At 61.9% G+C, this 23,518-nt stretch carries 20 protein-coding genes; 15 read left to right on the top strand and 5 right to left on the bottom strand.

Going from position 1 to position 23,518, the window contains the following annotated elements:
- Positions 1-232 precede the first annotated feature (232 nt).
- From ACWPWQ_RS02140 to ACWPWQ_RS02110, 7 genes are all read left to right on the top strand, one after another.
- A complete protein-coding gene (locus ACWPWQ_RS02140; protein WP_454008901.1) occupies positions 233-1,114 on the top strand; it encodes a DHH family phosphoesterase in 882 nt (293 codons plus the stop codon).
- Positions 1,115-1,512: 398 nt separating this feature from the next.
- Complete coding sequence (locus ACWPWQ_RS02135; protein WP_139436315.1) at positions 1,513-1,953, top strand: universal stress protein; 441 nt, start codon at positions 1,513-1,515, stop codon at positions 1,951-1,953.
- Between the two features lie 246 nt (positions 1,954-2,199).
- Positions 2,200-3,363: an efflux RND transporter periplasmic adaptor subunit gene (locus ACWPWQ_RS02130; RefSeq protein ID WP_454008900.1), complete on the top strand. Its 1,164-nt coding sequence runs from the start codon at positions 2,200-2,202 to the stop codon at positions 3,361-3,363.
- A complete protein-coding gene (locus ACWPWQ_RS02125; protein ID WP_454008899.1) occupies positions 3,360-5,423 on the top strand; it encodes a MacB family efflux pump subunit in 2,064 nt (687 codons plus the stop codon). Before ACWPWQ_RS02130 ends, ACWPWQ_RS02125 begins: the two co-directional genes overlap by 4 nt.
- Entirely contained in the window at positions 5,420-6,817 is a 1,398-nt protein-coding gene (locus ACWPWQ_RS02120; RefSeq protein ID WP_454008898.1) for an efflux transporter outer membrane subunit, read from the top strand. Before ACWPWQ_RS02125 ends, ACWPWQ_RS02120 begins: the two co-directional genes overlap by 4 nt.
- Before the next feature lie 133 nt (positions 6,818-6,950).
- The gene (locus ACWPWQ_RS02115; RefSeq protein WP_218409336.1) at positions 6,951-7,757 is read left to right on the top strand and encodes a siderophore-interacting protein; all 807 of its coding nucleotides are present in this window, start codon (positions 6,951-6,953) and stop codon (positions 7,755-7,757) included.
- A 259-nt stretch (positions 7,758-8,016) separates the two neighbouring features.
- Positions 8,017-9,123, top strand: a complete 1,107-nt coding sequence (locus tag ACWPWQ_RS02110; protein WP_454008897.1) for a 3-deoxy-7-phosphoheptulonate synthase — start codon at positions 8,017-8,019, stop codon at positions 9,121-9,123.
- Positions 9,124-9,599: 476 nt separating this feature from the next.
- Here the strand turns inward: ACWPWQ_RS02110 and ACWPWQ_RS02105 are convergent, their stop codons facing one another.
- Both ACWPWQ_RS02105 and dsdC read right to left on the bottom strand, forming a co-directional pair.
- Positions 9,600-10,007: an H-NS family histone-like protein gene (locus ACWPWQ_RS02105; protein ID WP_454008896.1), complete on the bottom strand. Its 408-nt coding sequence runs from the start codon at positions 10,005-10,007 to the stop codon at positions 9,600-9,602.
- A 393-nt stretch (positions 10,008-10,400) separates the two neighbouring features.
- A complete protein-coding gene (gene dsdC, locus ACWPWQ_RS02100; RefSeq protein ID WP_202046769.1) occupies positions 10,401-11,345 on the bottom strand; it encodes a DNA-binding transcriptional regulator DsdC in 945 nt (314 codons plus the stop codon).
- Positions 11,346-11,575: 230 nt separating this feature from the next.
- On the opposite strand from dsdC, the gene dsdX reads away from it, so the two are divergent.
- The 3 genes from dsdX (at position 11,576) to ACWPWQ_RS02085 (ending at position 14,762) form a co-directional block, all read left to right on the top strand.
- Positions 11,576-12,913 (top strand): D-serine transporter DsdX, encoded by a 1,338-nt coding sequence (gene dsdX, locus ACWPWQ_RS02095; protein WP_454008895.1) that lies wholly within the window; start codon positions 11,576-11,578, stop codon positions 12,911-12,913.
- 17 nt (positions 12,914-12,930) lie between these two features.
- Complete coding sequence (locus ACWPWQ_RS02090; RefSeq protein WP_454008894.1) at positions 12,931-14,262, top strand: D-serine ammonia-lyase; 1,332 nt, start codon at positions 12,931-12,933, stop codon at positions 14,260-14,262.
- 323 nt (positions 14,263-14,585) lie between these two features.
- Positions 14,586-14,762: a hypothetical protein gene (locus ACWPWQ_RS02085; protein ID WP_080675191.1), complete on the top strand. Its 177-nt coding sequence runs from the start codon at positions 14,586-14,588 to the stop codon at positions 14,760-14,762.
- Between the two features lie 92 nt (positions 14,763-14,854).
- Here the strand turns inward: ACWPWQ_RS02085 and icd are convergent, their stop codons facing one another.
- Together icd and ACWPWQ_RS02075 are read right to left on the bottom strand one after the other, a co-directional pair.
- Entirely contained in the window at positions 14,855-16,108 is a 1,254-nt protein-coding gene (gene icd / locus ACWPWQ_RS02080) for an NADP-dependent isocitrate dehydrogenase (protein WP_025327693.1), read from the bottom strand.
- A gap of 190 nt (positions 16,109-16,298) precedes the next feature.
- A complete protein-coding gene (locus ACWPWQ_RS02075; protein ID WP_454008893.1) occupies positions 16,299-17,174 on the bottom strand; it encodes a helix-turn-helix transcriptional regulator in 876 nt (291 codons plus the stop codon).
- A gap of 129 nt (positions 17,175-17,303) precedes the next feature.
- Between ACWPWQ_RS02075 and manA the strand changes: the two genes are divergently transcribed.
- Both manA and ACWPWQ_RS02065 read left to right on the top strand, forming a co-directional pair.
- Positions 17,304-18,503: a mannose-6-phosphate isomerase, class I gene (gene manA / locus ACWPWQ_RS02070; RefSeq protein ID WP_454008892.1), complete on the top strand. Its 1,200-nt coding sequence runs from the start codon at positions 17,304-17,306 to the stop codon at positions 18,501-18,503.
- A 188-nt stretch (positions 18,504-18,691) separates the two neighbouring features.
- The gene (locus ACWPWQ_RS02065; RefSeq protein WP_429158391.1) at positions 18,692-19,240 is read left to right on the top strand and encodes a YgjV family protein; all 549 of its coding nucleotides are present in this window, start codon (positions 18,692-18,694) and stop codon (positions 19,238-19,240) included.
- A 138-nt stretch (positions 19,241-19,378) separates the two neighbouring features.
- On the opposite strand, the gene ACWPWQ_RS02060 is transcribed toward ACWPWQ_RS02065, so the two are convergent.
- On the bottom strand, positions 19,379-19,528 hold the full coding sequence (locus ACWPWQ_RS02060; RefSeq protein ID WP_005328920.1) for a hypothetical protein: 150 nt from the start codon (positions 19,526-19,528) through the stop codon (positions 19,379-19,381).
- 671 nt (positions 19,529-20,199) lie between these two features.
- Here ACWPWQ_RS02060 and ACWPWQ_RS02055 point away from each other — a divergent pair.
- From ACWPWQ_RS02055 to ACWPWQ_RS02045, 3 genes are all read left to right on the top strand, one after another.
- Positions 20,200-22,101 carry a PTS fructose transporter subunit EIIC gene (locus tag ACWPWQ_RS02055; protein ID WP_454008891.1) on the top strand — a complete coding sequence of 634 codons (1,902 nt, stop codon included), beginning with the start codon at positions 20,200-20,202 and terminating at the stop codon, positions 22,099-22,101.
- 260 nt (positions 22,102-22,361) lie between these two features.
- Positions 22,362-22,634 carry a hypothetical protein gene (locus tag ACWPWQ_RS02050; protein ID WP_454008890.1) on the top strand — a complete coding sequence of 91 codons (273 nt, stop codon included), beginning with the start codon at positions 22,362-22,364 and terminating at the stop codon, positions 22,632-22,634.
- Positions 22,631-23,443, top strand: coding sequence for a hypothetical protein (locus ACWPWQ_RS02045; RefSeq protein WP_454008889.1), 813 nt, complete (start codon positions 22,631-22,633; stop codon positions 23,441-23,443). Before ACWPWQ_RS02050 ends, ACWPWQ_RS02045 begins: the two co-directional genes overlap by 4 nt.
- The last annotated feature ends 75 nt before the right edge of the window (positions 23,444-23,518 follow it).

The following is a 23,518-nucleotide window of genomic DNA, read 5'->3' as shown; positions in this document are numbered from 1 at the left end:
CACAGGGCCACCCTATGCCTCGGCTGCCAGGCGCCCAGTGCCACCAAGGGCTTGGGTCGATGGCGTGCTCCCGGCACCTCCCCCAGCCCTCGGCACCCCGAGCGAAGAGCGGCCGAATTTGCCCCCCTGGCCGCCAGACAGTAGAGTGGAACCGACTCGGGCCCCATGGCCCCCTCTGGCCCGGCGCCGCGACATGCGGCCGAGACCATCACCCGACATCAGGAACCGCCTCATGCTTCATGTCTTTGGCCACAAGAATCCCGACAGCGACAGCATCTGCACCGCGCTGGTCACCGCCGACTGGCTCAACCGTCAGGGTCGACCCGCCCAGGCCTATGCCTTGGGTGAACCCATTGCCGAGACCCGCTTCATCCTGGAGACGGCGGGCGTGGCGGCCCCCCCGGTTCTGACGGGCAGCGTCGCCAACAAGCCGGTCTTTCTGGTGGATTTCAGCGAACTGGAGCAGGGGCCGGAGGGGCTGGCCGAGGCCGATGTGCAGGGCCTCATCGATCACCACCGCATCGGCACCCTCATCACCCGTGGCCCCCTCGACGCCTGGATCAGGGCGGTCGGGTGCAGCGCTACAGTGCTGCTGGCGCTGATGGGCCATGACAATCTGTCCCGCGCCCAGGCCAGGCTGTTGCTGGGGGCCATCATCAGCGACACCTTCAACTTCACCTCCCCCACCACCACTGCAGAGGACAGGCTCGCGGTCGACCGGCTGCTGCCCATCGCCGATCTGGCCCTGGCCCCCTTTGCCCAGAGCCTGCTGGAGCGGCGCACCCAGTTGGGCGATACCCCCCTGTGCGAGCTGCTCGTTGCCGACGAGAAGGCCTATCAGATAGCGGGCCATTCCCTCATGGTCAGCCAGATCTGCGTGATGGACCCAAGCCAGATCCACAGCCGGATGGAGGAGCTGCATCACGCCATGGTGCAGAGGCTGACACTGGACTCGCTGGATGGCTATGTCTTGATGCTGACCGATCTGGCCAAGGGGAGCAGTGAGCTCCACTTTGCCAGCAGGGGCATACTGCCAGCCGAGCCGGTTCACCTGGCGGGGGCCCTCAGCCGCAAGAAAGAGGGGCTTCCCTGGTTGACCCGACAGCTGTCATAAGCCCCCAGCCAGCCCCTGTCCCAGTGGCGGCCCGCCGATCGCCACTGGGATTTCTCCCCTTCGACATCGGCTCCCTGCACCTTGGATCGAAGCCGGGCGAGCAGCATGATCACCAGGCACAGCCAAGACAAACCCCACGGCTGTGCTACCCATGGACCATTTACCCCTCTCATTCCTCCATCAAGGGGGCCATGGGCGGCATGTCTTCATTCTCCGTTCAACTGCGTCTGTTATGCTGATGTAAACAAAGGTGATCTTGCGCGCCATCACCGACAAAGGATGACGTCTGGCGCCCACAGACAGACAAGTGAGAACCATGCAATACAGGGCGGGATCACTGTGGTAGGGGACAGCTCCTTTGTCCCCGGTGACCCGCGCCATGCCAAGGAGAACTGCTGATGACCCACACCAACATAGTGCTGTTGCTGGAAGGCAAGGATTACGAGCAGGAGACGCTGGCCAAGGCGAGCCGCCTGGCGCAGGGGCTGGGGTGCGATCTGACCCTGCTGCACCTGACGCACAGCAGCAAGGTGCGCCGCAATAGCCTGTCGCTGTCCGAGGAAGAGCGCAGTGCCCAGGGCACATTGGATGCCAAGGCCATCATCAGCGAACTCATCACCCTGCTGCCTCATCCGGTGGATTACCACTGCCTGGTGGTCGATGACGTGGTCAGGGATCTGGGCCAGTGGCTGAGCACCCACCCGGCCTCGCTCCTGCTGGTCGGCAGCCGCCACCACTGGATGGAGGGATCCTTGGCCCGCCTGCTCATCTACAAGCTGCCCGTCGATATCCAGATCTGCCACGAGCCCTATGCCGAGCAGCTCAAGGCAGTCGGCTGAGTACCCGGGAGCCCGCTCAACGAGCGGGCTCCCTGCATTTATCCCCTCGGTAGACCTCCCAGGCCCCTTGCACTGCCCCCAGCGGGTATCATGCCGGTCTCGCCTCCCCTTCTCCGGCGGTCACCCTGCCCCTTAATTGACAACTTCATCTACATGATTTCTTACACATTGCTCGCTTCTTTTTAAGTGCCATTTGCTGCAGGATATCGCCCTTGCACGCCTTCGCTCGTTTCGTTCAGGTGATAAATGAAGACTCTTCCAAAACCGGGCAAATATGCCCTGCTTGCCCTGGCACTGCTGGCCCTCGTGGTCTGGCTGGCCTGGCCCGCCAAGACCCCGGACCCCGTGCTGACCGCCACCGTGACCCGTCAGGATGTGGAGCAGACGGTGCTGGCCAGCGGCGTACTGCAGGCCATAGAGCAGGTGGATGTGGGGGCCCAGGTCTCGGGTCAGGTCACCTATCTGGCGGTGGAAGCCGGGCAACAGGTCAAGCAGGGGGACCTGCTGGCAGAGATAGATCCCCTGATAGCCCAGAACAACCTCAAGACCGCCGAGGCCGAGCTGGCCAGCCGCCGTGCCCAGCTCAAGATCAAGCAGGCGCAACTCAAGCAGAACGAGCTGGCCTGGCGCCGCCAGCAGCAGATGTTCAAGCAGGAGGCGAGCTCCCGGGCCGATCTGGAGAGCGCAGAGGCGCAGCTGGCCGTCACCCGGGCCGAGCTGCAGAGCGCCCAGGCGGATATCGACAACGCCCTGATCAAGGTGGAGCGCACCAAGACGGAGCTCGGCTATAACCGCATTCAGGCCCCCATGGATGGCACAGTGGTCAGCATAGTGACCCGTCAGGGACAGACCCTGGCCGCCAGCCAGACGGTCCCGACCCTGCTCAAGCTCGCCAACCTGGACACCATGACGGTCAAGGCGCAGATCTCGGAGGCGGATGTCACCAAGGTCAGGGCCGGCATGCCGGTCTACTTCACCCTGATCGGAGACCCGGATCGCCGCTATCACGGCACCCTGCGCACTGTCGAACTGGCCCCCACCAACATCAACGAGCAGAGCGCCAACACCACGACCACCAGCAATGCCGCCATCTACTATTACGCCCTGTTCGATGTGCCCAACCCCGACCATCAGCTGAGGGTTGCCATGACCACCCAGGTCACCATAGTGCTGGGGGAACGCAAACAGGTATTGGCCATCCCCCAGACCGCCCTCGGCAAGAAGCTGGGGGATAACGAATATGAGGTCACCCTGCTCAAGGAGGACGGGCAGAAAGAGACCCGCCGCATCAAGACCGGCATGAAGGATGACATCAAGATAGAGGTGGTGAGCGGTCTTGACGAACAGGACAAGGTGACCCTGGAGCAGGGCAAGCCTGTCCAGAACGATGAGATGGAGATGGTCCCGTGAGCGAGCCCCTGATCCAGCTCAAGGGCATAGAGCGCCGCTACCAGAGCGGGGAGCACGAGGTGACGGTGCTGCACCCGCTGGATCTGACCATAGCGGCGGGGGAGATGGTGGCCATAGTCGGTGCCTCCGGCTCCGGCAAGTCCACCCTGATGAACCTGCTGGGCTGCCTCGATCGTCCGAGCGGCGGCCAATACCTGTTTCGTGGTCAGGACACCGCCGGTCTGGATGCCCTGGCCCTGGCACGGCTGCGCTGCCACCACTTCGGCTTCATCTTCCAGCGTTACCACCTGCTGCCCCATCTGGATGCGGCCGCCAACGTGGAGATCCCCGCCATCTATGCCGGCACCTCCCGCCCCGAGCGCCAGATACGTGCCCGCACCCTGCTGACCCGCCTGGGCTTGAGCGATCGCAGCCACCACAGGCCGGGCCAGCTCTCCGGCGGCCAGCAGCAGCGGGTCAGCATAGCCCGGGCGCTGGCCAATGGCGGCGAGGTGATCCTGGCCGACGAGCCCACCGGCGCCCTCGACAGCCACAGCGGCAAGGAGGTGATGGCCATCCTGAAGGAGCTGCACGCCCAGGGTCACACCATCATTCTGGTGACCCACGACATGGCGGTGGCCAACCACGCCAATCGCATCATCACCCTGCGGGACGGGCGCGTGGTGGAGGACAGCGGCCAGCCGGCTGCCAACCCCCCCATCTCCCCGGATAAGACCCACGGGGTGGAAGAGCGTCGGCAGATCCCGCAGGCCACTGTCGAACAGCTATCTTGCGCCCTCCCCCGGCCAGCTACCGGGCAGAAAGCCCGCGAGCCGGCGCCGGAGCGGCTCCCCACCGCCTCTGTTGCCAAACGCGGCAGCCAGGGCTGGGATCGCTACCGGGAGGCGGGTCGCATGGCCCTGCACGCCATGCTGGCCCACCGCATGCGCACCTTCCTCACCATGCTCGGCATCATCATCGGCATCGCCGCCGTGGTCAGCGTGGTGGCGCTCGGCCAGGGGGCCCGCGCCAAGGTGATCGACGACATCAACGCCATGGGCACCAATACCATCGACATCTTCCCCGGCAAGGATTGGGGCGACGAGAAGGCCGCCAGCATCCAGACCCTGAACGAGCGGGATCTCGACGCCCTGCTCGGCCAGCCCTATCTGGAGGGGGCCAGCCCCCAGATCGCCACCTCGGGCCAGTTGCGCTATCGCAACAAGACCAGCAGCGGCAGCGTGGTGGGGGTCGGCAGCGACTTTTTCCGGGTCAAGGGGATGACCCTCACCCAGGGCCGACTGCTCGATGAGCGGGACATCCGCAGCCGGACGGCGGTGGCCGTGGTGGATGGCAAGACCATCACCAGCCTGCTCGGCAAGACGGATCCCGTCGGCCAGGTGGTACTGGTCGGCACCCTGCCGGTGCGCATCGTCGGCGTGGTGGCCCAGGAGACCGGCTTTGGTCCCAGCAGCCAGTCGGTCAATGTCTGGCTGCCTTACAGCGCCGTGATGAGCCGCCTCATCTCCCAGAACCACTTCAGCCAGATCACCATCAGGGTCAAGGACGGGGTCCAGCCCGCGCTGGCCGAGCAGGCCGCCGTGGCGCTCTTGACCCAGCGCCACGGGGTGAAGGATTTCTTCACCTTCAGCAGCGACAGCATCGTCAAGTCGGTGGAGAAGACCACGGCGACCCTGACGCTGCTGGTCTCCGCCATCGCGGTGATCTCCCTCATCGTCGGCGGGGTCGGGGTGATGAACATCATGCTGGTGTCTGTGGTGGAGCGCACCCGGGAGATAGGGATCCGCATCGCAGTCGGCGCCCGTCAGTCCGACATCCTGCAGCAATTTCTGATCGAGGCTGTGATGGTCAGCCTGCTGGGGGGCCTGCTCGGCATCGGCCTGGCCATCTTCATCGGTTTTATCTTCTCCCTGCTCGTGGAAAGCTTCCAGATGCGCTTCTCGCTCTTCTCCATCCTGATGGCCTTCGGTTGCTCCTCGCTCATCGGGATCCTGTTTGGTTACCTGCCCGCCCGCAATGCGGCCCGGCTCGATCCGGTCGAGGCACTGGCGAGGGAATGATGATGCACAACTTATCCGGCCGGGGGCTGCGCCTCTGGTCAAAGACGGCGCTCAGCCTGGTCCTCACCGCCTTCCTCGGTGCCTGCAGCCAGCAGAGCACCTACCAGAGACCTGAACTGGATGTGGCGCCAGCGTGGCAGCAGGACGCCCGGGATCTTGGCGGCCAGCAGGCCGGGCTCTGGTGGCAGGGGTTCCGGGATCCCGCCCTCGACCAGCTGGTCGATGAGGTGCTCGCGGCCAACCCGGACATGCAGGTCGCGGGGCTCAGGCTCAAGAGCGCCCTGCTCGGCGCCGATCTCGCCGACACCAACCTCACCCCTTCGGTCAACGCCAGCCTGGGGGCGAGCGGCAACAAGAACATGAAGGATGGCAGCGCCAGCAGCAACCTGGGCCCCTCCTTCAACCTGAGCTATGAGGTGGATCTCTGGGGCCGGCTCGCCTCGGTGCGGGATCAGGCACAGTGGGAGGCAGAGGCCAGCGAGCAGGATCGCACCGCCACCCGCCTGATGCTGGTAGGCAAGACCCTGGAGCAATACTGGCAGCTGGCGTATCTCGGCTCGGCCATCGCCCTGGGCGAGCGCCAGCTGGCCAACTACGAGCGGATAGAGCGGCTGACCCGGGCAAAATATGACGCCGGGGCCGTCACCCGCCTCGATCTGGTGCAGGCCAGCCAGCAGAAAGCCGGCAAGCAGGCGGAGCTCGCCTCTCTCACCCTGCAAAGGGAGCAGGCCGGCAACGCCCTGCGCCTGCTGCTCGGCCGCAGCAGCGGCCCGCTGGAATTTGCCCCGACCTCCCTCGCCATGGGCCCCATTCCGACGCTGGCGGTCGGCATCCCCGCCGATGTGCTGGCCAGGCGCCCCGACGTGCGGGCCGCGGAGCTGCGTCTTCGCAAGACGCTGGCCAGAGGGGACGAGATCCGCACCGGCTTCTACCCCACCCTCAGCCTCACCGGCGGCGCCAGCACCACCTCGGACACCCTGACCCAGGTGCTGCAGAACCCGGTGGGAACCCTGGGTGCGACCCTGGCGCTCCCCTTCCTCGAGTACAACAAGACCCGGCTCTCCATCGCGAGCTCCGAGATTGACTATCAGATAGCCGAGACCGAGTTTCGCAAGCAGCTCTATACGGCCCTGCTGGAGGTGGAAGACGGCCTGGCCGCTCGCCAGCAGGGGGAGCAGCGGCTGCGTTATCTCGAGCAGCAGCTGGCCTATGCCAAAGAGGCCGAGCGGCTGGCGGGGGCCCGCTTCCTGGCGGGCGCCACCGGGGTTCAGCCCTGGCTGGACGAGCAGAATCGACTGTGGGATGCCGAGCTCGGCGTGCTGGCCCAGCAACAGAGCCAGCTCAAGACCATGGCCGGGATCTACCGGGCGCTGGGAGGGAGCGATCGGAGCTAGAGCCCGGTCAGCCCCCAGGGCGGCCGGCATGACCTCCCTGCTGGCCGCCCTTGTATCCTCTCCATGACAAAGCAATTGATAATAGTTTTCATTTGATGAAAAATGAGCGCTCTCGTCTGTCAGGAGTACTCAAATGTCACAGCCCGCCCCGGTCAATCGCCCTCGCCTGCTCACCGTCAAGCATGTCCACGATGTGAGCCCTCATCTGCGCCGAGTCTGCCTGACCAGCCCTGAACTGGCGGATTACCCCTTCAGCTGTGGCGGTGCCCATATCAAGATCATGCTGCCCCGGCCGGGCCAGAGCGAGATAGTGCTGCCAACCCCGACCCCCAAGGGTCCCCGCTGGGAAGATCCGAGCCAGAAGCCCATACTGCGCACCTTCACCATCCGCGCCTTCCGCCGCGAGGCCCTGGAGATCGACATCGACTTCGCCCTGCACGGCGACATCGGCCCCGCCAGCCGCTTCGCCCTCCACGCCAAGCCGGGGGACAGGCTCGCCATCTCGGGCCCGGGCGGCCCGGATCCCATGTTGCAGCTGGCCGCTCACTACTACATGGCCGGCGATCTCACCTCCCTGCCCGCCATCAGCGCCATGGCCGAGGTGATGCCGGCAGAGGCCAGGGGCCATATCGCCCTGCTGGTGCCCCATCAGGAAGATGTGCAGGATCTGTCGCTGCCCGAAGGGGTCAGCCTGCGCTGGTTTGTCGGCACGCCGGACCAGACCGGCCCCCTGGTGGAGTACTTCACCGCCCTGCCCATGGCCGCCGAGGAGAGCTATTTCTGGTTCGGGGGGGAAGAGGGTCTGGTGGTGCCCCTGCGTCGTCATGTCAGGCGGACCCTGGACACCGATCGCCAGCGGGTCTACGCAGTGCCTTACTGGCGCAGCGGCAAGGATGAAGACGCCTACCATCAGGATCGCCACGTCGTGATGGATAGCTGATAACACCCTGTATTCCTTGCTCTTATCAGGCCTTCTCCCGCTCGGGAGCGGGCCTGGTTGCCATGCTTCCCTCCCTTTTTTACGGCCCGCCCCCTATCTTTGGTGATCCTCTCGGTAGTGCTTGCTTTTGAGACGAACAGCAAGATAATGATAATCACTCTCAACAAAGATGCTGTGTGCCGGGCGCGGAGCCCAGATCCAGACACCCGAACGCTCCGGACACATCGTCGACCCCATTTGCACTGCAAGGTAATCCCAGATGGCTGTTTTGAATTCGGTAATGCGCGCCTTCGCGGTGGAGGCGCTCCCCACCCCTGCCGACCTGTTGGTACAGCATCCCTGCCCGGCCGATATGGCGCAGCACATTGACCACCACCGCCACCAGGTGCGCCAGATCCTGAGCGGGGCAGACGATCGCCTGCTGGTGGTGATAGGCCCCTGCTCCATCCATGATCCCGTCGCCGCCCTCGACTATGCCAAGAGGCTGGCACGGCTCGCCACCGAGTATCAGGAGAGCCTGCAGATAGTGATGCGCACCTATTTCGAAAAACCGCGCACCACAGTCGGCTGGAAGGGGCTGGTCTTCGACCCTCATCTCGATGGCAGCAACGACATCGTTCACGGGCTCCACCTGGCCCGTCAACTGCTGCTCGACATCAACCGGCTGGGGCTGGCCACCGCCACCGAGTTTCTCGATACCACCAGCTTCCTCTATCTGGCGGATCTCATCAGCTGGGGGGCCATCGGTGCCCGCACCACCGAATCCCAGGTACACAGGCAACTGGCCTCGGCCCTGCCCTGCCCGGTCGGCTTCAAGAACGGCACCGACGGCAACATCCGGGTGGCCATCGACGCCATCCTGGCCAGCGAGGCCTCCCATCTGTTCACCGCCCCTGGCAGCCAGGGGGGCATGGTGGTGATCAGGAGCGAAGGCAATCCGGGCGGCCACATCATACTGCGCGGCGGCACCCTGCCGAACTATCACCAGAGCGACGTGATGGACGCGGCCGAACGCCTGGCGCGCCAGGGGCTCAACCCTCGGCTGATGGTGGATTGCAGCCACGGCAACAGCCAGAAGCTGCACCAGAACCAGCTCCTGGTCGCCGGGGAGCTCTGCCGCCAGTTGCGGAGCGGGAGCACGGCCGTTGCCGCCGTCATGGTCGAGAGCTTTCTGCAAGGGGGCAGCCAGAAGCCGGCGCCATTGAGTGAGCTGCAATATGGCTTGTCGGTCACCGATGCCTGCCTTTGCTGGGAAGAGAGTGAGAGCCTGCTGGCCATGCTGGCCGATGGGGTCATGGCGCGCCGTCAATGTGCAAACAGTCGCGCCATTCCCCTTCACCGCGATCTCGGCCAACCGGTCAGCTGACCTATTTCCTATTTATTCGCAGCGGGGTCGTCAGACCCCTATTCAATTTCTATACCGATAAATGACATTCACATATTGTCTGGACAGGAGTGTCAAATAGGGCAGTGATGACGAAAGAGAAATAGTGCGAGAGGGACAAGCACTTCCCCATTGATAGGAAGATGGGCAGCCAGGCAAAGCGGGAGGCATGCCCGCAAATCCACCTATTTCATCCCACTGCGACGGACCATTATTTGTCATCTTGTGTCATCAGAGATAACAAACGGGCTGTATGAGTCCTCATTGTGTCGCAGGCGAGACGCGACAGCGATTGCCTTACCGCCAATGGATACTTTTTATTGGCCCATGATGGTCATGGCTATTGTGGACAGGCGATCCTATTTAGGTGGCTTCTTCGATGGGCAATAGATAGACAGGATCCTGAAAATAATAATGCCGCCTCTTGGGCGGCATTATTGACGACGCTATCCTGGCAATCAGATCAGGAAGTCGTTCAGATCCTTGCCCAGTGCAACTTGCTCGGCAATGGCTTTGGGCATGCGGCCCTGGCCGGTCCAGGTCTTCTCCTGGCCATCTTCCTGATACTTGTATTTGGCAGGACGCGGGGCACGCTTGCTCTTGGTCGCGCCAGCAGCAGCCGGAGCGACCACGCTGCCGATCAGCTCGCGCGGATCGATGCCGGCCTGTTGCAGCATCTCGGTAAACTCGCTCAGCTTGCGCTGACGCTCTTCCTGCTCGGCCCGCTCTTGCTCTACGGACTCTGCACGCTCGTTATATACCAGATCAAACTTTTCTTTCGCTTCTTGCAGTTGCTCAAACGGCAGTTCACGAATGGCAGCGCGCAAGCTGCGAATGTTCAGCAGAACCTTCAGAAACTCGTTCATTACTTCCTCACAGAATTATTTTTGTATGTCACAGGGATAACTCATTTTGAGAATAGCATGTCCACTCGATAACAACATAATGATTTTATAGCGCCAGCGCTATTCCTGACAATCTCATGGTCATTATTCATTGTGGTTAATTCACCTCAGGGATCTTATCGGATCGCCGCTCAACAGACATTATTTCTTCAACATGGGTTAATCGGTCCCACTTCCCCAGGTATTTGTCACAGAGATAAAAGGGGTGTCATCCAAGCACCTGCATTCATATATAACAAACCATACCGCTGCCCACAGCCGCCAGCACGGAATGTACAAATATTGGCCGCTTCATGCCAGGGTCGAATGAAATGAGATCGAGACCGGGCAGCACTCTGTATCCCTGTCCCTGGTTCAATCAATTTCCTTTGCCTGAGCGCTTATCCATTCGATGAATGCCTGGATCTTGGGGCACTGGCGATGGGGGAGTGTCGCCATGTAGTAGCGTTGATTGCAGCGAACCGCCTTGCCCGGGAAGGGCTCCACCAGTTCGTTGCGCTCCAGCCGCTGGCGCACCAGGTTCTTGCGGCCCATGGCCACGCCGGCGTGATTCATGGCGGCGATGATGGCGAGATCGGAGCGATCGAAGCCCATGCTCGATTGGCAGCCATCGAGGGAGATCCCGGCCTGACGAGCCCAGCTGCACCACTCGTCGGTATCGGAGTCATATCCCCAGGCCTGCCGGTCGTGCAGCAGGCGGCAGTGGTTCAAGTTGTCCGGCTTGTTGAGCAGCTGGTGCCGCTCGGCATATTCGGGGCTGCACACCGGCACCATGTATTCATCCATCAGCGGGTGGATGGCGAGCCGCTCCGGCACCTTGTCGTCGAAATAGATCGTCAGATCGATGCCATAGCCGTGCAGATTGACGTTCTCGTTGCCGGTCATGATGTTGAGATCGATCTGGGGATGCAGGCGGGAAAAATCCGCGAGCCGCGGCACCAGCCAGCACTGGGCGATGGAGGGGCGGGAGTAGACGGTCAGGGAACCGGACAGCTCCTGGTTCTTGATCTCCAGGATCTCCTGATTGATGAACTCCAGCGACGACTTGAGTGCCCAGAAGACCCGTTGCCCCTCCGTCGTCAATACCACCTTGCGGTGAAAGCGCTGGAACAGCTTGAAGCCGAGCTCCTCTTCCAGCGCGCCTATCCGGTGGCTCACCGCACTCGGGCTGAGCGCCAGCTCATCCGCCGCCAGGGCGAAGGAGCTGTGGCGGGCCGCCGCCTCGAAGGTGTGCAGCTTGGAGAGCTGATAGCCGCTGAGCAGCTTGTTTCTCGATACATAGTTGTCTTCGGTATACATCCGCCTTCCCCGTTACAGGCTCAACATCGCCGTCATGATATCCCGGATGACCCGATCCAGGATGACGTAACCGAACCCAAGTCACATAAATACCGCTAAATGTGATGAATGTGGCACCTTTGCATCAACCCAGCTCATCCAAGAGGCCATTTTCATCATTTGTCAGCCCGACCCCCTTGCCGTTCAATAGGCCCATCATTCATCTCTTATCATCCCTGTCGAGGCGCAGTATGAATTCTGAAATGTGGGTCGTCGGTACCTTGCTGACAAGCATCATCCTGATCGTCTTCACCATAGTGAAGGGCAAAGTGCATCCCTTCCTCGCCCTGCTGCTGGCGAGCTTCTATGTCGGCACCATGATGGGGATGAACCCGGTCAAGATGGTCAACGCCATGGAAGAGGGCATAGGCGGTACCCTGGGCTTTCTCGCCGCCGTCATCGGCCTTGGCACCATACTCGGCAAGATGATGGAGGTATCGGGGGCGGCAGAGCGCATCGGTCTCGCCCTGCAAAAGTGCCGCTGGCTCTCGCCCCAGGTCATCATGGTGCTGGTGGGTCTGGTGTGCGGCATCACCCTCTTTGTCGAAGTGGGGGTGGTGCTGCTCATTCCGCTCGCCTTCTCCATCGCCCGCAAGACCAAAACCTCGCTGCTGACCCTGGCCATTCCGCTCTGCACCGCCCTGATGGCCGTGCACTGCATAGTGCCGCCCCACCCGGCCGCGCTCTATGTCACCAATCAGCTGGGTGCCGACATCGGTTCCGTCATCGTCTACGGTCTCGCGGTCGGGCTGTTTGCCTCCCTGGTGGGCGGCCCGCTGTTTCTGAAGCTGCTCGGTAAACGGGTGCCGTTCAAGGCGGTGCCCGCCGCCTTTGCGAATATAGAGGCGCGCGACGAGGCAAGCCTCCCAACCTTGAGCGCCTCCCTCTTCACCGTGCTGCTGCCCATACTGCTGATGCTGGTCAAAACGGTGGCCGAGCTCAACATGGATCACGCAAGCCACCTCTATACCGTGCTGGAGTTTATTGGCAACCCCATCACCGCCATGTTCATCGCCGCCTTTACTGCCTACTACGTGCTGGGGATCCGTCAGCGCATGAAGATGGAGGGGCTGCTGGACAAGACGGAAGAGTGCTTCTCCTCCATCGCCAACATCTTGCTCATCATAGGGGCGGGGGGTGCCTTCAACGGCGTGCTCAAGGCGAGTGGTCTGGGGGACAGCCTGGCGACCATACTCTCCCAGCTGGACATGCACCCCATACTGCTCGCCTGGCTGGTGGCCATAGTGCTGCACGCCGCCGTGGGCTCCGCCACCGTCGCCATGATGGGGGCCACCGCCATCGTCTCCCCCATGATGGTGCACTACCCGAACATCAGCCCGGAGATCATGACGCTCGCCATCGGCTCAGGCGCCATCGGCTGCACCATGGTGACCGACTCCCTGTTCTGGCTGGTCAAGCAGTATTGCGGTGCCACCCTGAACGAAACGCTCAAGTACTACACCAGTGCCACCTTTGTCGCCTCCCTGATGGCGCTGGCCGGTACCTTCCTGCTCTCCTATATCGTGTAAACAGACAGAGACATCCCATGAAAAACACCGACATTGCGCAGCTTATCTCTCAGTATCCGCTGGTTCAGACGCTGCTCTCTCTCGAGCCCGTCACCTGGTTCAACCCCAAGGCCACCACGCTGGCGGCTGGTCTGCCCCATGTGGGCCTGGATGGCAGCGATGTGGCGGATGCCTCCGCCCGGCTCGCCCGCTTCGCCCCCTACATGTGCGACGCCTTCCCGGAGACCCGCGCCAGCAAGGGCATTCTGGAGTCCGAGATAGCGGCCATCCCGGCGATGCAGGCCACCCTGAACCAGCGCTACGGCGTCGAGCTGACCGGCAAGTTGCTGCTCAAAAAAGACAGCCACCTGCCCATCTCCGGCTCCATCAAGGCCCGTGGCGGCATCTACGAGGTGCTGACCCACGCCGAACGGCTGGCCATCAAGGCCGGTCTGCTCTGTGAAGAGGACGACTATCGCAAGCTGTTCAGCGACGAGTTCCGCCAGTTCTTCGGCCAGTACAGCATTGCGGTGGGCTCGACCGGCAACCTCGGCATGTCCATCGGCATCATGAGCGCCAAGCTCGGCTTCACCGTCACCGTCCACATGTCTGCCGATGCGCGGGAGTGGAAGAAGCGCAAGTTGCGTGAACACGGCGTCATCGTGGTGGAATATGCCGAGGATTACGGGGTGGCGGTGGAGCAGGGCCGCAAGGAGGCCGAGCGAGACCCCAACTGCTTCTTCATCGACGACGAGAACTCACGCACCCTCTTCCTCGGCTACTCGGTCGCGGGCGAGCGGGTGAAAAAGCAGTTCGACGAGATGGGCATAGTGGTGGATGCCGAGCATCCGCTGTTCGTCTATCTGCCCTGCGGCGTCGGCGGTGGCCCGGGGGGCGTGGCCTTTGGCCTCAAGCTCGCGTTCGGGGACCATGTTCACTGCTTCTTCGCAGAACCCACCCACTCCCCCTGCATGCTGCTCGGGGTCCACACCGGATTGCACGATGCCATTGCGGTGCAGGATCTGGGGATAGACAACCTCACCGCCGCCGACGGTCTCGCGGTGGGGCGCGCCTCCGGCTTCGTCGGCCGCGCCATGGAGCGGCTGCTCGATGGCTTCTACACCCTGAGCGATCAGGAGATGTATGACCTGCTGGGACTGCTGGCGCGGGACGAGCTGATCAAACTCGAGCCCTCCGCCCTGGCCGGCATGGCTGGGCCTTGGCGCGTGGCGGCCAACCTCGAGTGGCAAGTCGGGCGCGGTTTCGATGCCGCGACCATGGCAGGCGCCACCCACCTGGTGTGGGCCACCGGTGGCGGCATGGTGCCCGCCGAGGAGATGGCAAAATACCTCGCCGCCGCCCACCTCTGAGCTTTTTTTCAACCGAAAGACCCGCCACCCTGGCGGGTTTTTCTCTTCTGGGATCAGCAAGATGGCATGCTCTTTGCCGAAACCTTGCCACCCTCCATGCCCCTCCCCTGCCGTCAATCCCCCCAAGTTGGTTATTTTGTGATACGATAGAGGCCGTTTTTTGACATCTGCGCCCCGTTGTCGCCTTGATCCTGCAAGATCACCACCCAGTCCGGTGGGCACAACCGCGGTGGCGCAGCACCACAAGTGACCCGGTTGAGTCAATGCTGGCGGCCTGTGCCAGCGAGCGACACCAGGGGCACCTTAGATAAGGAGATCGGGCTATGAAACAGTATCAAAGCTGGCTTGGACAATATCTGATGAGCCGTCGCGATGGCGATCACGCCATGGCCTCCGAACTCGCCAACTCCATCTGCGAGTTCTGGCAGGCGCAGGGGGATGAGGCCGAAACCAGCAAATGGCAGCAGCTCTACCAGCAGCACGTGGAAAAGACCACCTGACGGCGGCACCTTCAGGCTTTCTGGCCTGTCACCCATAAAAAAACCGGCGCTCATGGCGCCGGTTTTGCATCTTTTGCATTAAGAGAACCGAATTACATCTGGTCGACCATGTCCTGGGCGAACTGGGAGCAGGAGCGCAGGGTGGCGCCTTCCATCAGTCGCTCGAAGTCATAGGTGACTGTCTTGTTGGCGATGGCCGCTTCCATCCCCTTGACGATGAGATCCGCCGCCTCGGTCCAGCCCAGGTGACGCAGCATCATCTCGGCAGAGAGGATGAGGGAACCCGGGTTCACCTTGTCCTGACCTGCGTACTTGGGTGCAGTGCCGTGGGTGGCTTCGAACAGGGCCACGCCGTCGCCGATGTTGGCGCCCGGGGCGATGCCGATGCCACCGACCTGAGCGGCCAGGGCGTCGGAGATGTAGTCACCGTTCAAGTTCATGCAGGCGATGACGTCATACTCGGCCGGACGCAGCAGGATCTGTTGCAGGAAGGCATCGGCGATGACGTCCTTGACGATGATGGTCTTGCCGGTCTTCGGGTTCTTGAAGGAGCACCAGGGGCCGCCGTCGATGAGCTGGGCATCGTACTCTTTCTGGGCCAGGGCATAGCCCCAATCCTTGAAGGCACCTTCGGTGAACTTCATGATGTTGCCCTTGTGCACCAGGGTCACGGAGTCGCGATCGTTGTCGATGGCGTACTCGATGGCGGCACGGACCAGACGCTCGGTACCGGCCTTGGACATGGGCTTGATGCCGATGCCGCAGGACTCGGGGAAGCGGATCTTCTTCACGCCCATCTCGTTTTGCAGGAAGGCGATCACCTTCTTGGCTTCGTCGCTGTCCGCCTTCCACTCGATGCCGGCGTAGATGTCTTCGGCGTTCTCGCGGAAGATCACCATGTCGGTCAGCTCGGGGTGCTTGACCGGGCTCGGGGTCCCTTCGTAGTAACGGACCGGGCGCAGGCAGACGTAGAGATCCAGCTCCTGGCGCAGGGCCACGTTGAGGGAGCGAATACCGCCGCCGACCGGGGTGGTCAGCGGGCCCTTGATGGCCACGCAGTATTCACGAATGAAATCCAGGGTTTCGGCCGGCAGCCAGGCACCTTCGCCATAGACATGAGTCGATTTCTCGCCGGTATAGATCTCCATCCAGGCGATCTTGCGCTCGCCCTTGTAGGCTTTCTCGACCGCAGCATTCACCACATTCAACATGGCCGGGGTCACGTCCACACCTATACCATCCCCTTCGATAAACGGAATGATGGGATTGTGGGGAACCTGCAGCTTGCCGCTGGCATCGACTGTGATTTTCTGGCCCTGGGTCGGGATAACTACTTTGCTTTCCATCGGCATCTCCTAACTTCCGTTTGTTATCAATCTGATCGTTGCGCGCGGCCATCTTAGCCCATCCATTTGCATAATCAAATGGCGGGCGTGCATGTCCGACCATAGTCGGGGACTGGATCACAATGCGCCACTTCTCTTCGCGCCCCATGAGGCGCAAGCCAGTGCAGTCCCGCCATGGCAAGCGCCGCCGTCATGGCGTCAGACTCTCGCTCTGCCCCTGATGCTGGCTCAGGGCGCGGTACTGGGAGGGTGTCAGCCCCGTCTTTTGCTTGAACACCCGGCAGAAATAGTTCACATCCATGTAACCACAGCGGCTGGCCACCTCTTCGAGGCGGAAGCGGTATTTTTTCAGCATGAACTTGGCCCGATCGATGCGTACCCAGCTGATGTAGTCCGCCAGGCGCATGTGTCCCTGCTCGCGAAACAGGTGGGAGAGGTGGCTCGCCGAGACGTTGAAGCGGTGGGCGATGGAGTCGCGGCTGATGGGGCGGTGAAAGTTCTCCTGGATATAGATGCAGATGCCGTGAAACAGCTCAGCCCCTCGCGGCCGCTCGAAGGTGGACTCCGCCAGCAGTTGACGGGCGCTGGTGAGCAGCGCCTGCAACAGGTGGTTGTCGGTGGGTGAGCGGCCCGGGTCTTCCACCAGCACGTTGAGGGCCGCCAGTATGTGTTCGTTCACATGGCCGGCCCGGGCCATGATGCTGTGCTTTTGCACATCGAAGAAATCCGGGTCTTCCCGGCGCTTGCTCACCAGGCTGAAACCGAGCTGGCGCTTGCCAAACAGCAGGCTCAGCACAGAGCAGTCCGTGGTCCAGAGCGGCTTGTTCCAGCCGTTGGGGGGGATGTAGAGCGCCTGCCCCGGCAGCACGCTTATCTCCTGGAAACCCGACTCCCTGTCCCAGATCTGGTTGAGGTATTCGCCGCTGAACACCAGCTCGAGACGGGGAAAGTTGACCTGGTAGCTGAAGCCGGGTGGCACCCCCTGATCCTGGGCAAACCAGATCTGCTCGAAGGGAACCTGGTCTTGGAGAGCGCCGTCGAGCAGCTGGCTGAAGATGAGTGACATGATGATCCCGATCAAGAGAGAGGCAAGCGATTGCGGCGGCAAAGGCCGCCCATGTTATAGTCCGGGCCGGACCGTCAATTCCACCCTTTTCTTCAAACCACTTTGTTCACACCAAATGAGGCGTCCCTTATGAGCAGTCGAGATCTGCCCTCTTTTTTGTTAATGCAAAATCCGATTCAAGGTTACGACTGGGGCAGCCATGACTCCCTCACCACCCTGTTTGGCATCCCCAATCCGGCTGGCAAACCCCAGGCAGAACTCTGGATGGGAGCCCACCCCAACGGCTGCTCCGAGGTGACGCTGGCGGGGAATGTGCAGAGGCTCTCGACCCTGATAGAGCGCGCCCCCGCCGCCGTGCTGGGGGATGCCACCGTCGCCCGCTTCGGCAGTCTGCCCTTCCTGTTCAAGGTGCTGTGCGCCGAGAAGGCCCTCTCCATCCAGGTGCACCCGAGCAAGGCCCAGGCCGAAGCCGGCTTTGCCAAAGAAGAGGCCGCCGGCATCGACCCCAAGGCAGCCAATCGCAACTACAAGGATCCCAACCACAAGCCGGAGCTGGTGTTTGCCCTCACCCCCTATCAGGCGATGAACGGCTTTCGCGCCATCCCGGCCATACTGGCGCTGTTCGACCGCATGGGGCTGCCGGCGCTGGCCGAACTGACCGAAGCGCTGCGCCAGTCACAGGATGAGGCAGGCTTGCAGCACTTCTTCCACCAGTTGCTGGTGCTGGAAGGGACTCGCAAGGATGAGGCCCTGGCCGGCCTGCTGGCCTATGCCGCCGCCCATCAGGATGAAGAGACCTTTGCGCTGATCACCTCACTCGCCGCCCAGTACCCGGGGGATGTGGGGCTCTTCTCGCCGCTCTTGCTGAACGTGGTGACCCTGCAGCCGGGTCAGGCCATGTATCTGGACGCCTGCACCCCCCACGCCTATGTGCGCGGCACCGGCCTTGAGATCATGGCGAACTCCGACAACGTGCTGCGCGCCGGGCTCACCCCCAAATACATAGACGTGGCCGAGCTGCTGGATTGCACCCGCTGCCTGCCCAAGCCGGACGACCAGATCCTGCTGGCCCCCCACCTTGAGGGGGCGGTGCAGCACTTCGAGGTGCCGGTACCTGACTTCACCTTCAGCGTCTACCCGGCGGGCGAGCATGCCCTCACCACCGCCAGCGCCGAGATCCTGTTTGCCATCGATGGCACTGTGACCCTCCAGCAGGGTGAGCAGTCACTGCGCCTCGAGAAGGGTCAGTCCGCCTTCGTCCCCGCCGCCACCGGTCACTACCGGCTGCTGGCCGAGGGGCGGGTCGCCCGCGCCGGCAACCGCTGCTAAGGCATCATCAGCAACATCGTGAATAGACGAGGGCCATCTTCGGATGGCCCCCACTTCGAAGGCTTCCCCATGCATGCTCCCTTGACCCCATCAGTCCCGCTCATCGCCCTGCTTCCCAAGGTGCAGCCAATCCTTAGCCCGCGCAATGAGCGCAGGGTGCGAACACTGTTCCTGCGCGGGGGTGACCTGTGAGCCTGGATCTCGGCGAGCTGATGCCGCTCTGGGCGCTGTTCCAGCAACAACCCCTGGCACAGGGCATAGGCCTCGCCGCCATGCTGGTCGGGATCAGCGCCTTCCGGCAACGGGATGACGGGCGTTTTCGATTGCGGCTCTGCCTCTATCAGGGGGCCATCGCCCTCCACTTCCTCCTGATGGGGGCCAGCACCGCAGCCCTCAGTGCAGGCCTCAGTTGCATTCGCACCACCGTCTCTGGGCACACCCGCAGCCCCTGGGTGATGCTGTTCTTCCTGCTACTGGTCTGGGGGCTCGGCATTCCCGGGATCACCAGCGCGGTACAGTGGTTGCCCATCCTGGGCACCACCATAGGGACCTGGGGACTGTTTCGGGCCCAGGGCATCACGCTGCGGCTCAGCATGCTGGCGGGTGGCCTGTGCTGGACCAGCCACAACCTCCTGATTGGCTCCATCGGCGGCAGCCTGATTGAGCTGAGCTTCCTGTTCGTCAACTGTCACACCATGTACCGCATGTGGCGACAACCGCAGTCAAGCCCTGCCTGATCCCCCGCCCTCCGGTGTCTCTGGCCGCAGTCAAGGCGTGAGGAAGGCCGATAGCGGCCTTTAAAAAAACCACCGCCCTGAGTCAGGGCGGTGGTTTTTCATTATCTGCTCAACCGATGGCCAGCATGGCCGTCGGGTCTAGTGTTCTGCCGCTTCCGGCTGGGGAGCTTCCGAGCGTTCCCGCTGCAGTTCATCAACCCTGGCTTGCCATTTGTCATGGGCCTGTTTTTGCCCCTGTGACTCGAATTCCTGGCGCATGGTGTCGATTTCTTGGTCAAGTTTTTCCATCAGGATGTCTCCTTACATCTCGGGTTACACACTGGCTGACGGCACTGTTGGCCAACCTGCTCAACCCGATTGGACACCAAGTCTTCCCCGATTGTCCAACTAAATAAACGATTTATTATGCAAAAACCAATCTAAAAAATAGTGAAAGGATTCTTGTGAAGCCACATAAAACGCTCCTGTCCAGGTGTGGTAAAAACATTTTTTTCTTTTATTATCAGTTTATTGAAAACATTCACTCCAGCCTTGTCGCCGCCCTTGTCCGGGGATGCTGGTTATGCACATTTTTTTCACGTCCCCGCCTGGGCCCGCCTCACCCATGCGAAGCCGCCCCCGGGCCGCACTTTTGCCGGGCGGCTCACATTTCAAGGCGCGGCCACAGCACACAAATCTCCAACTCCCGCTCCTGACTCGGGCACAACATATGGCCACCCACTTCTGACAATCACATCAAAAATACACTCAACAGATTGTTTTAAAACAAAATAAAAAATAGACAAGCGAGTCGGCAAGCTGGCATCAAAATGCGAGCGGGGTCACAGGACGGGGTCACTGACACAAAAATCCAGTAAAGGGCACATATATCCGATTTCTACCCGGGGGCAGGGGCGAAACAATAGACGGGTCAATTGTTACCCATCGCAACGGCTCCAAGAAGGAGCCAGGAGACACCTATGCTCACCTCCTTGATAGACGAAGGATTGATCTGCCTCGACATAGCGGCCAACGACAAACAGGGGCTCTTTGTGGAGCTGGCCGCCCGGCTCAAGGCCTGCGGCAAGATAGCCAGTCAGGATCAGTTCGTGCGCGACCTCTGGGCGCGGGAAAACCTCGACAACACAGGGTTTGAACAGGGGGTCGCCCTGCCCCACGCCAAGAGCGAGGCGGTGCTGCAGCCCGCCATCGTCATCGGCATCAGCCGCCAGGGGATAGACTACGGCGCCGAAGATGGACAGCCCTCCAGACTCTTCTTCATGATTGCCTCCCCGGCGGGGGGCGCCAACCACCATATCGAGGTACTGGCCGAGCTCTCCACCAAGCTGCTGGAGCCGGGCTTCATTCCGCAGGTGCAAGCGGCCACCAGCAAGGCCGAGGTGCTCAAGCTGCTGGCAGCCCGGGCTCCCGCCAGTGCGGCCGGCAACCAGCCAGCCCAGATCAGGGCGCCGCAACCCAGCGCCCCCGAACCCCGGGATCGCAGCCTCAAGGGCCAGCTCAACACCCTCAAGCAGCATTTGCTGTTCGGCACCTCCCACATGATCCCCTTCATAGTCGCGGGGGGCGTTCTGCTGTCGCTCTCGGTGATGATGAGCGGCAAGGGCGCCGTGCCCGAGGCGGGCGTGCTCAAGGACATGGCCGACATGGGCATCGCCGGGCTCACCCTGTTTACCGCCGTGCTTGGCGGCTACATCGCCTACTCCATGGCGGACAAGCCAGGCCTGGCCCCCGGCATGATCGGCTCCTGGATCGCGGTGCAGCAGTTCCACACCGGTTTTCTCGGCGCCATCCTGGTGGGCTTTATCGCCGGCCTCATCGTCAATCAGCTCAAACGCATCAAGCTGCCGGACTCCATGAGTTCGCTCGGATCCATCTTCATCTATCCGCTGATCGGCACCTTCCTGGTGTGCGGCATCGTCATGTGGGTGATAGGGGCGCCCATCGCCGCCATGATGGAGGGGATGAACCACTGGCTCTCCAGCATGGCGGGCTCCGGCAAGGTGATGCTGGGGGCCATCCTCGGCGGCATGACCGCCTTTGACATGGGCGGCCCGGTCAACAAGGTGGCCACCCTGTTCGCCCAGACCCAGGTCAACACCCAGCCCTGGCTGATGGGCGGCGTCGGCATCGCCATCTGCGTGCCGCCGCTCGGCATGGCGCTGGCGACCCTGCTCTCCCCCCGTCGCTACAAGAAGGAGGAGCGCGAAGCGGGCAAGGCGGCTGCCATCATGGGCATGATCGGCATCAGCGAGGGGGCCATTCCCTTTGCCGCCGCCGACCCGGTGCGCGTCATCCCGGCCATAGTCGCGGGCGGCATCGTCGGCAACATCACCGGCTTCATGATGCACAGCATCAACCACGCCCCCTGGGGCGGCTGGATAGTGCTGCCTGTGGTGGAGGGCAAGATGGGCTATATCCTCGGCACCCTGCTCGGCGCCCTGACCACGGCCCTTGTCGTCAACCTGCTGAAAAAACCGGTGACCGAGGAGGAAGAGGTCACCACCCCGGATGGCGGCTATGAGGTCATCGAAGCGGAAGGTGAGGCAGAGGTGCTCGCCATCACCGCCTGTCCCTCCGGCGTGGCCCACACCTTCCTGGCCGCCAAGAGCCTGCAAAAGGCGGCCGCCAAGGCTGGCATCAAGCTCAAGGTGGAGACCCAGGGCGCCAACGGCATCATCAACCGCATCACCCCCAAAGACGTGGCCAACGCCCGCTGCGTCATCCTGGCCCATGACGTGGCCATCAAGCACCGGGAGCGCTTCAATAGTATCGAAATCATCGATGTCAAAACGAAGGATGCTATCCACAATCCAGATGGATTGTTGGCCCGCACCCTGGCCGGCAGCAGCAAGGTCGCCTGACGAGGCAGGGTTTGCGTGCTGAACATAAGGGGCCCCGAGGCCCCTTTTTGCATGTCAGCATCCCCCCTCTAGCGAAGCGGGTTCCCTTCAAGTACCGCCGATATGGCCGGACAGCCGCAGAGCCTAACCTGAAGCGGTCATATCGGCACCAGGTCGGCAGCCTGCCTGGCTGCCTGATACCGACCCAAGTGGGGATGGCAGCCCCCCTTGCCGGGCCGCTAACATACTGACGCCATCCTTCCCCCATCCGGAGCCCTTGCATGGACCTGTTCTTACTGTTTGGCCTGCTCGCCATGGGGGTGACGCTTTATGCCGTGCGTTTCTGGGACAGGCGGTATGCCCATCCCGACTGGCAACGGCTGCCTACCCGCGCCGAGTACCTGAGTACCCACCCCGAGCGCACCACAGACGGTGAACTGGAAGCTCGCTGCTGCGGCAAGATATTGTTTCGCACCGAGGAGCCCCGCTGCATCCCCTACATGGCCTACAGCTTGCCGATATGCACAACTGCAGGATGTAAAAGACTCCCATGAATGAGCAAATATTTACGACCCGCTGGCGTTGGCTTCGCCAACATGTAAAAGCGTTGCGATCCTGCGAACCGGAAAGCGAAGAGAAAGGAACAACTTGGCGCTTTGTAGGCTTGGTCATGACTGCCATTCCAGCCCTTACAGCCGCAACTTATCTATTGGGAATGGCTTATCACTATGGCTATACCATGGCGTTTGATCTCGACTATGCCGAATTTTCTCCACCAGCGGACTACATTCTGGCCTTTGGATTAATCAGCACCCTCCAGACACTCAGACCATGGATGTGGCCGGTGTTAGGTAGCATGTTTACGATCTTTTTAGTAACTATCACACTGTTAGCCTGCCCGCGCTGGAGAATCCGCCTAACGTGGCTATGGCAAAAATCATGGCTAAATCGCTGGCTTATTAAACGAGCAAACAAGATCAGACGTTACCCAGCGCCTCTCCTTTTCCGGGCATTTATCTGGTTCGGGAACAATTACTACAAGTTCGCCTTTTTGCTTCTAGCAGTACTGCTGCCTGTCATGGGCGCGATTGCGTTCTTTATACAGGGAATAGACAAGGCACAGTCTCAAATCACCCGCCTCGAACAGGGCAGTTGGCCGATAACCGAAGCCCATAGCCAGTCACCCCTTCTGGGGAATAAACCCCATATCCGCATCGCCTGCAACGGCACCTACTGCGCCTATCGCCTCATGGAGGGGGATACCCTGCTGCTGCGGCACGATCAGATTGAGCAGACCCGTTACCGACCTGAACCTCCCCTTCCGGACGAAACCAAGACACCCGAGACGCCCGCTCACCCTTGACCCCCCCCCATAAAAAATCCGGCGCCAGGGGGCGCCGGATAACGTCGTGGTGGGCGGCCGCTATCGGCCGGCTTG

The sequence above is a fragment of the Aeromonas sp. Marseille-Q7275 genome, assembly GCF_965119515.1.
Note: the sequence above shows the minus strand (reverse complement) of the source record. Positions and strands in the feature narration are given on the sequence as shown.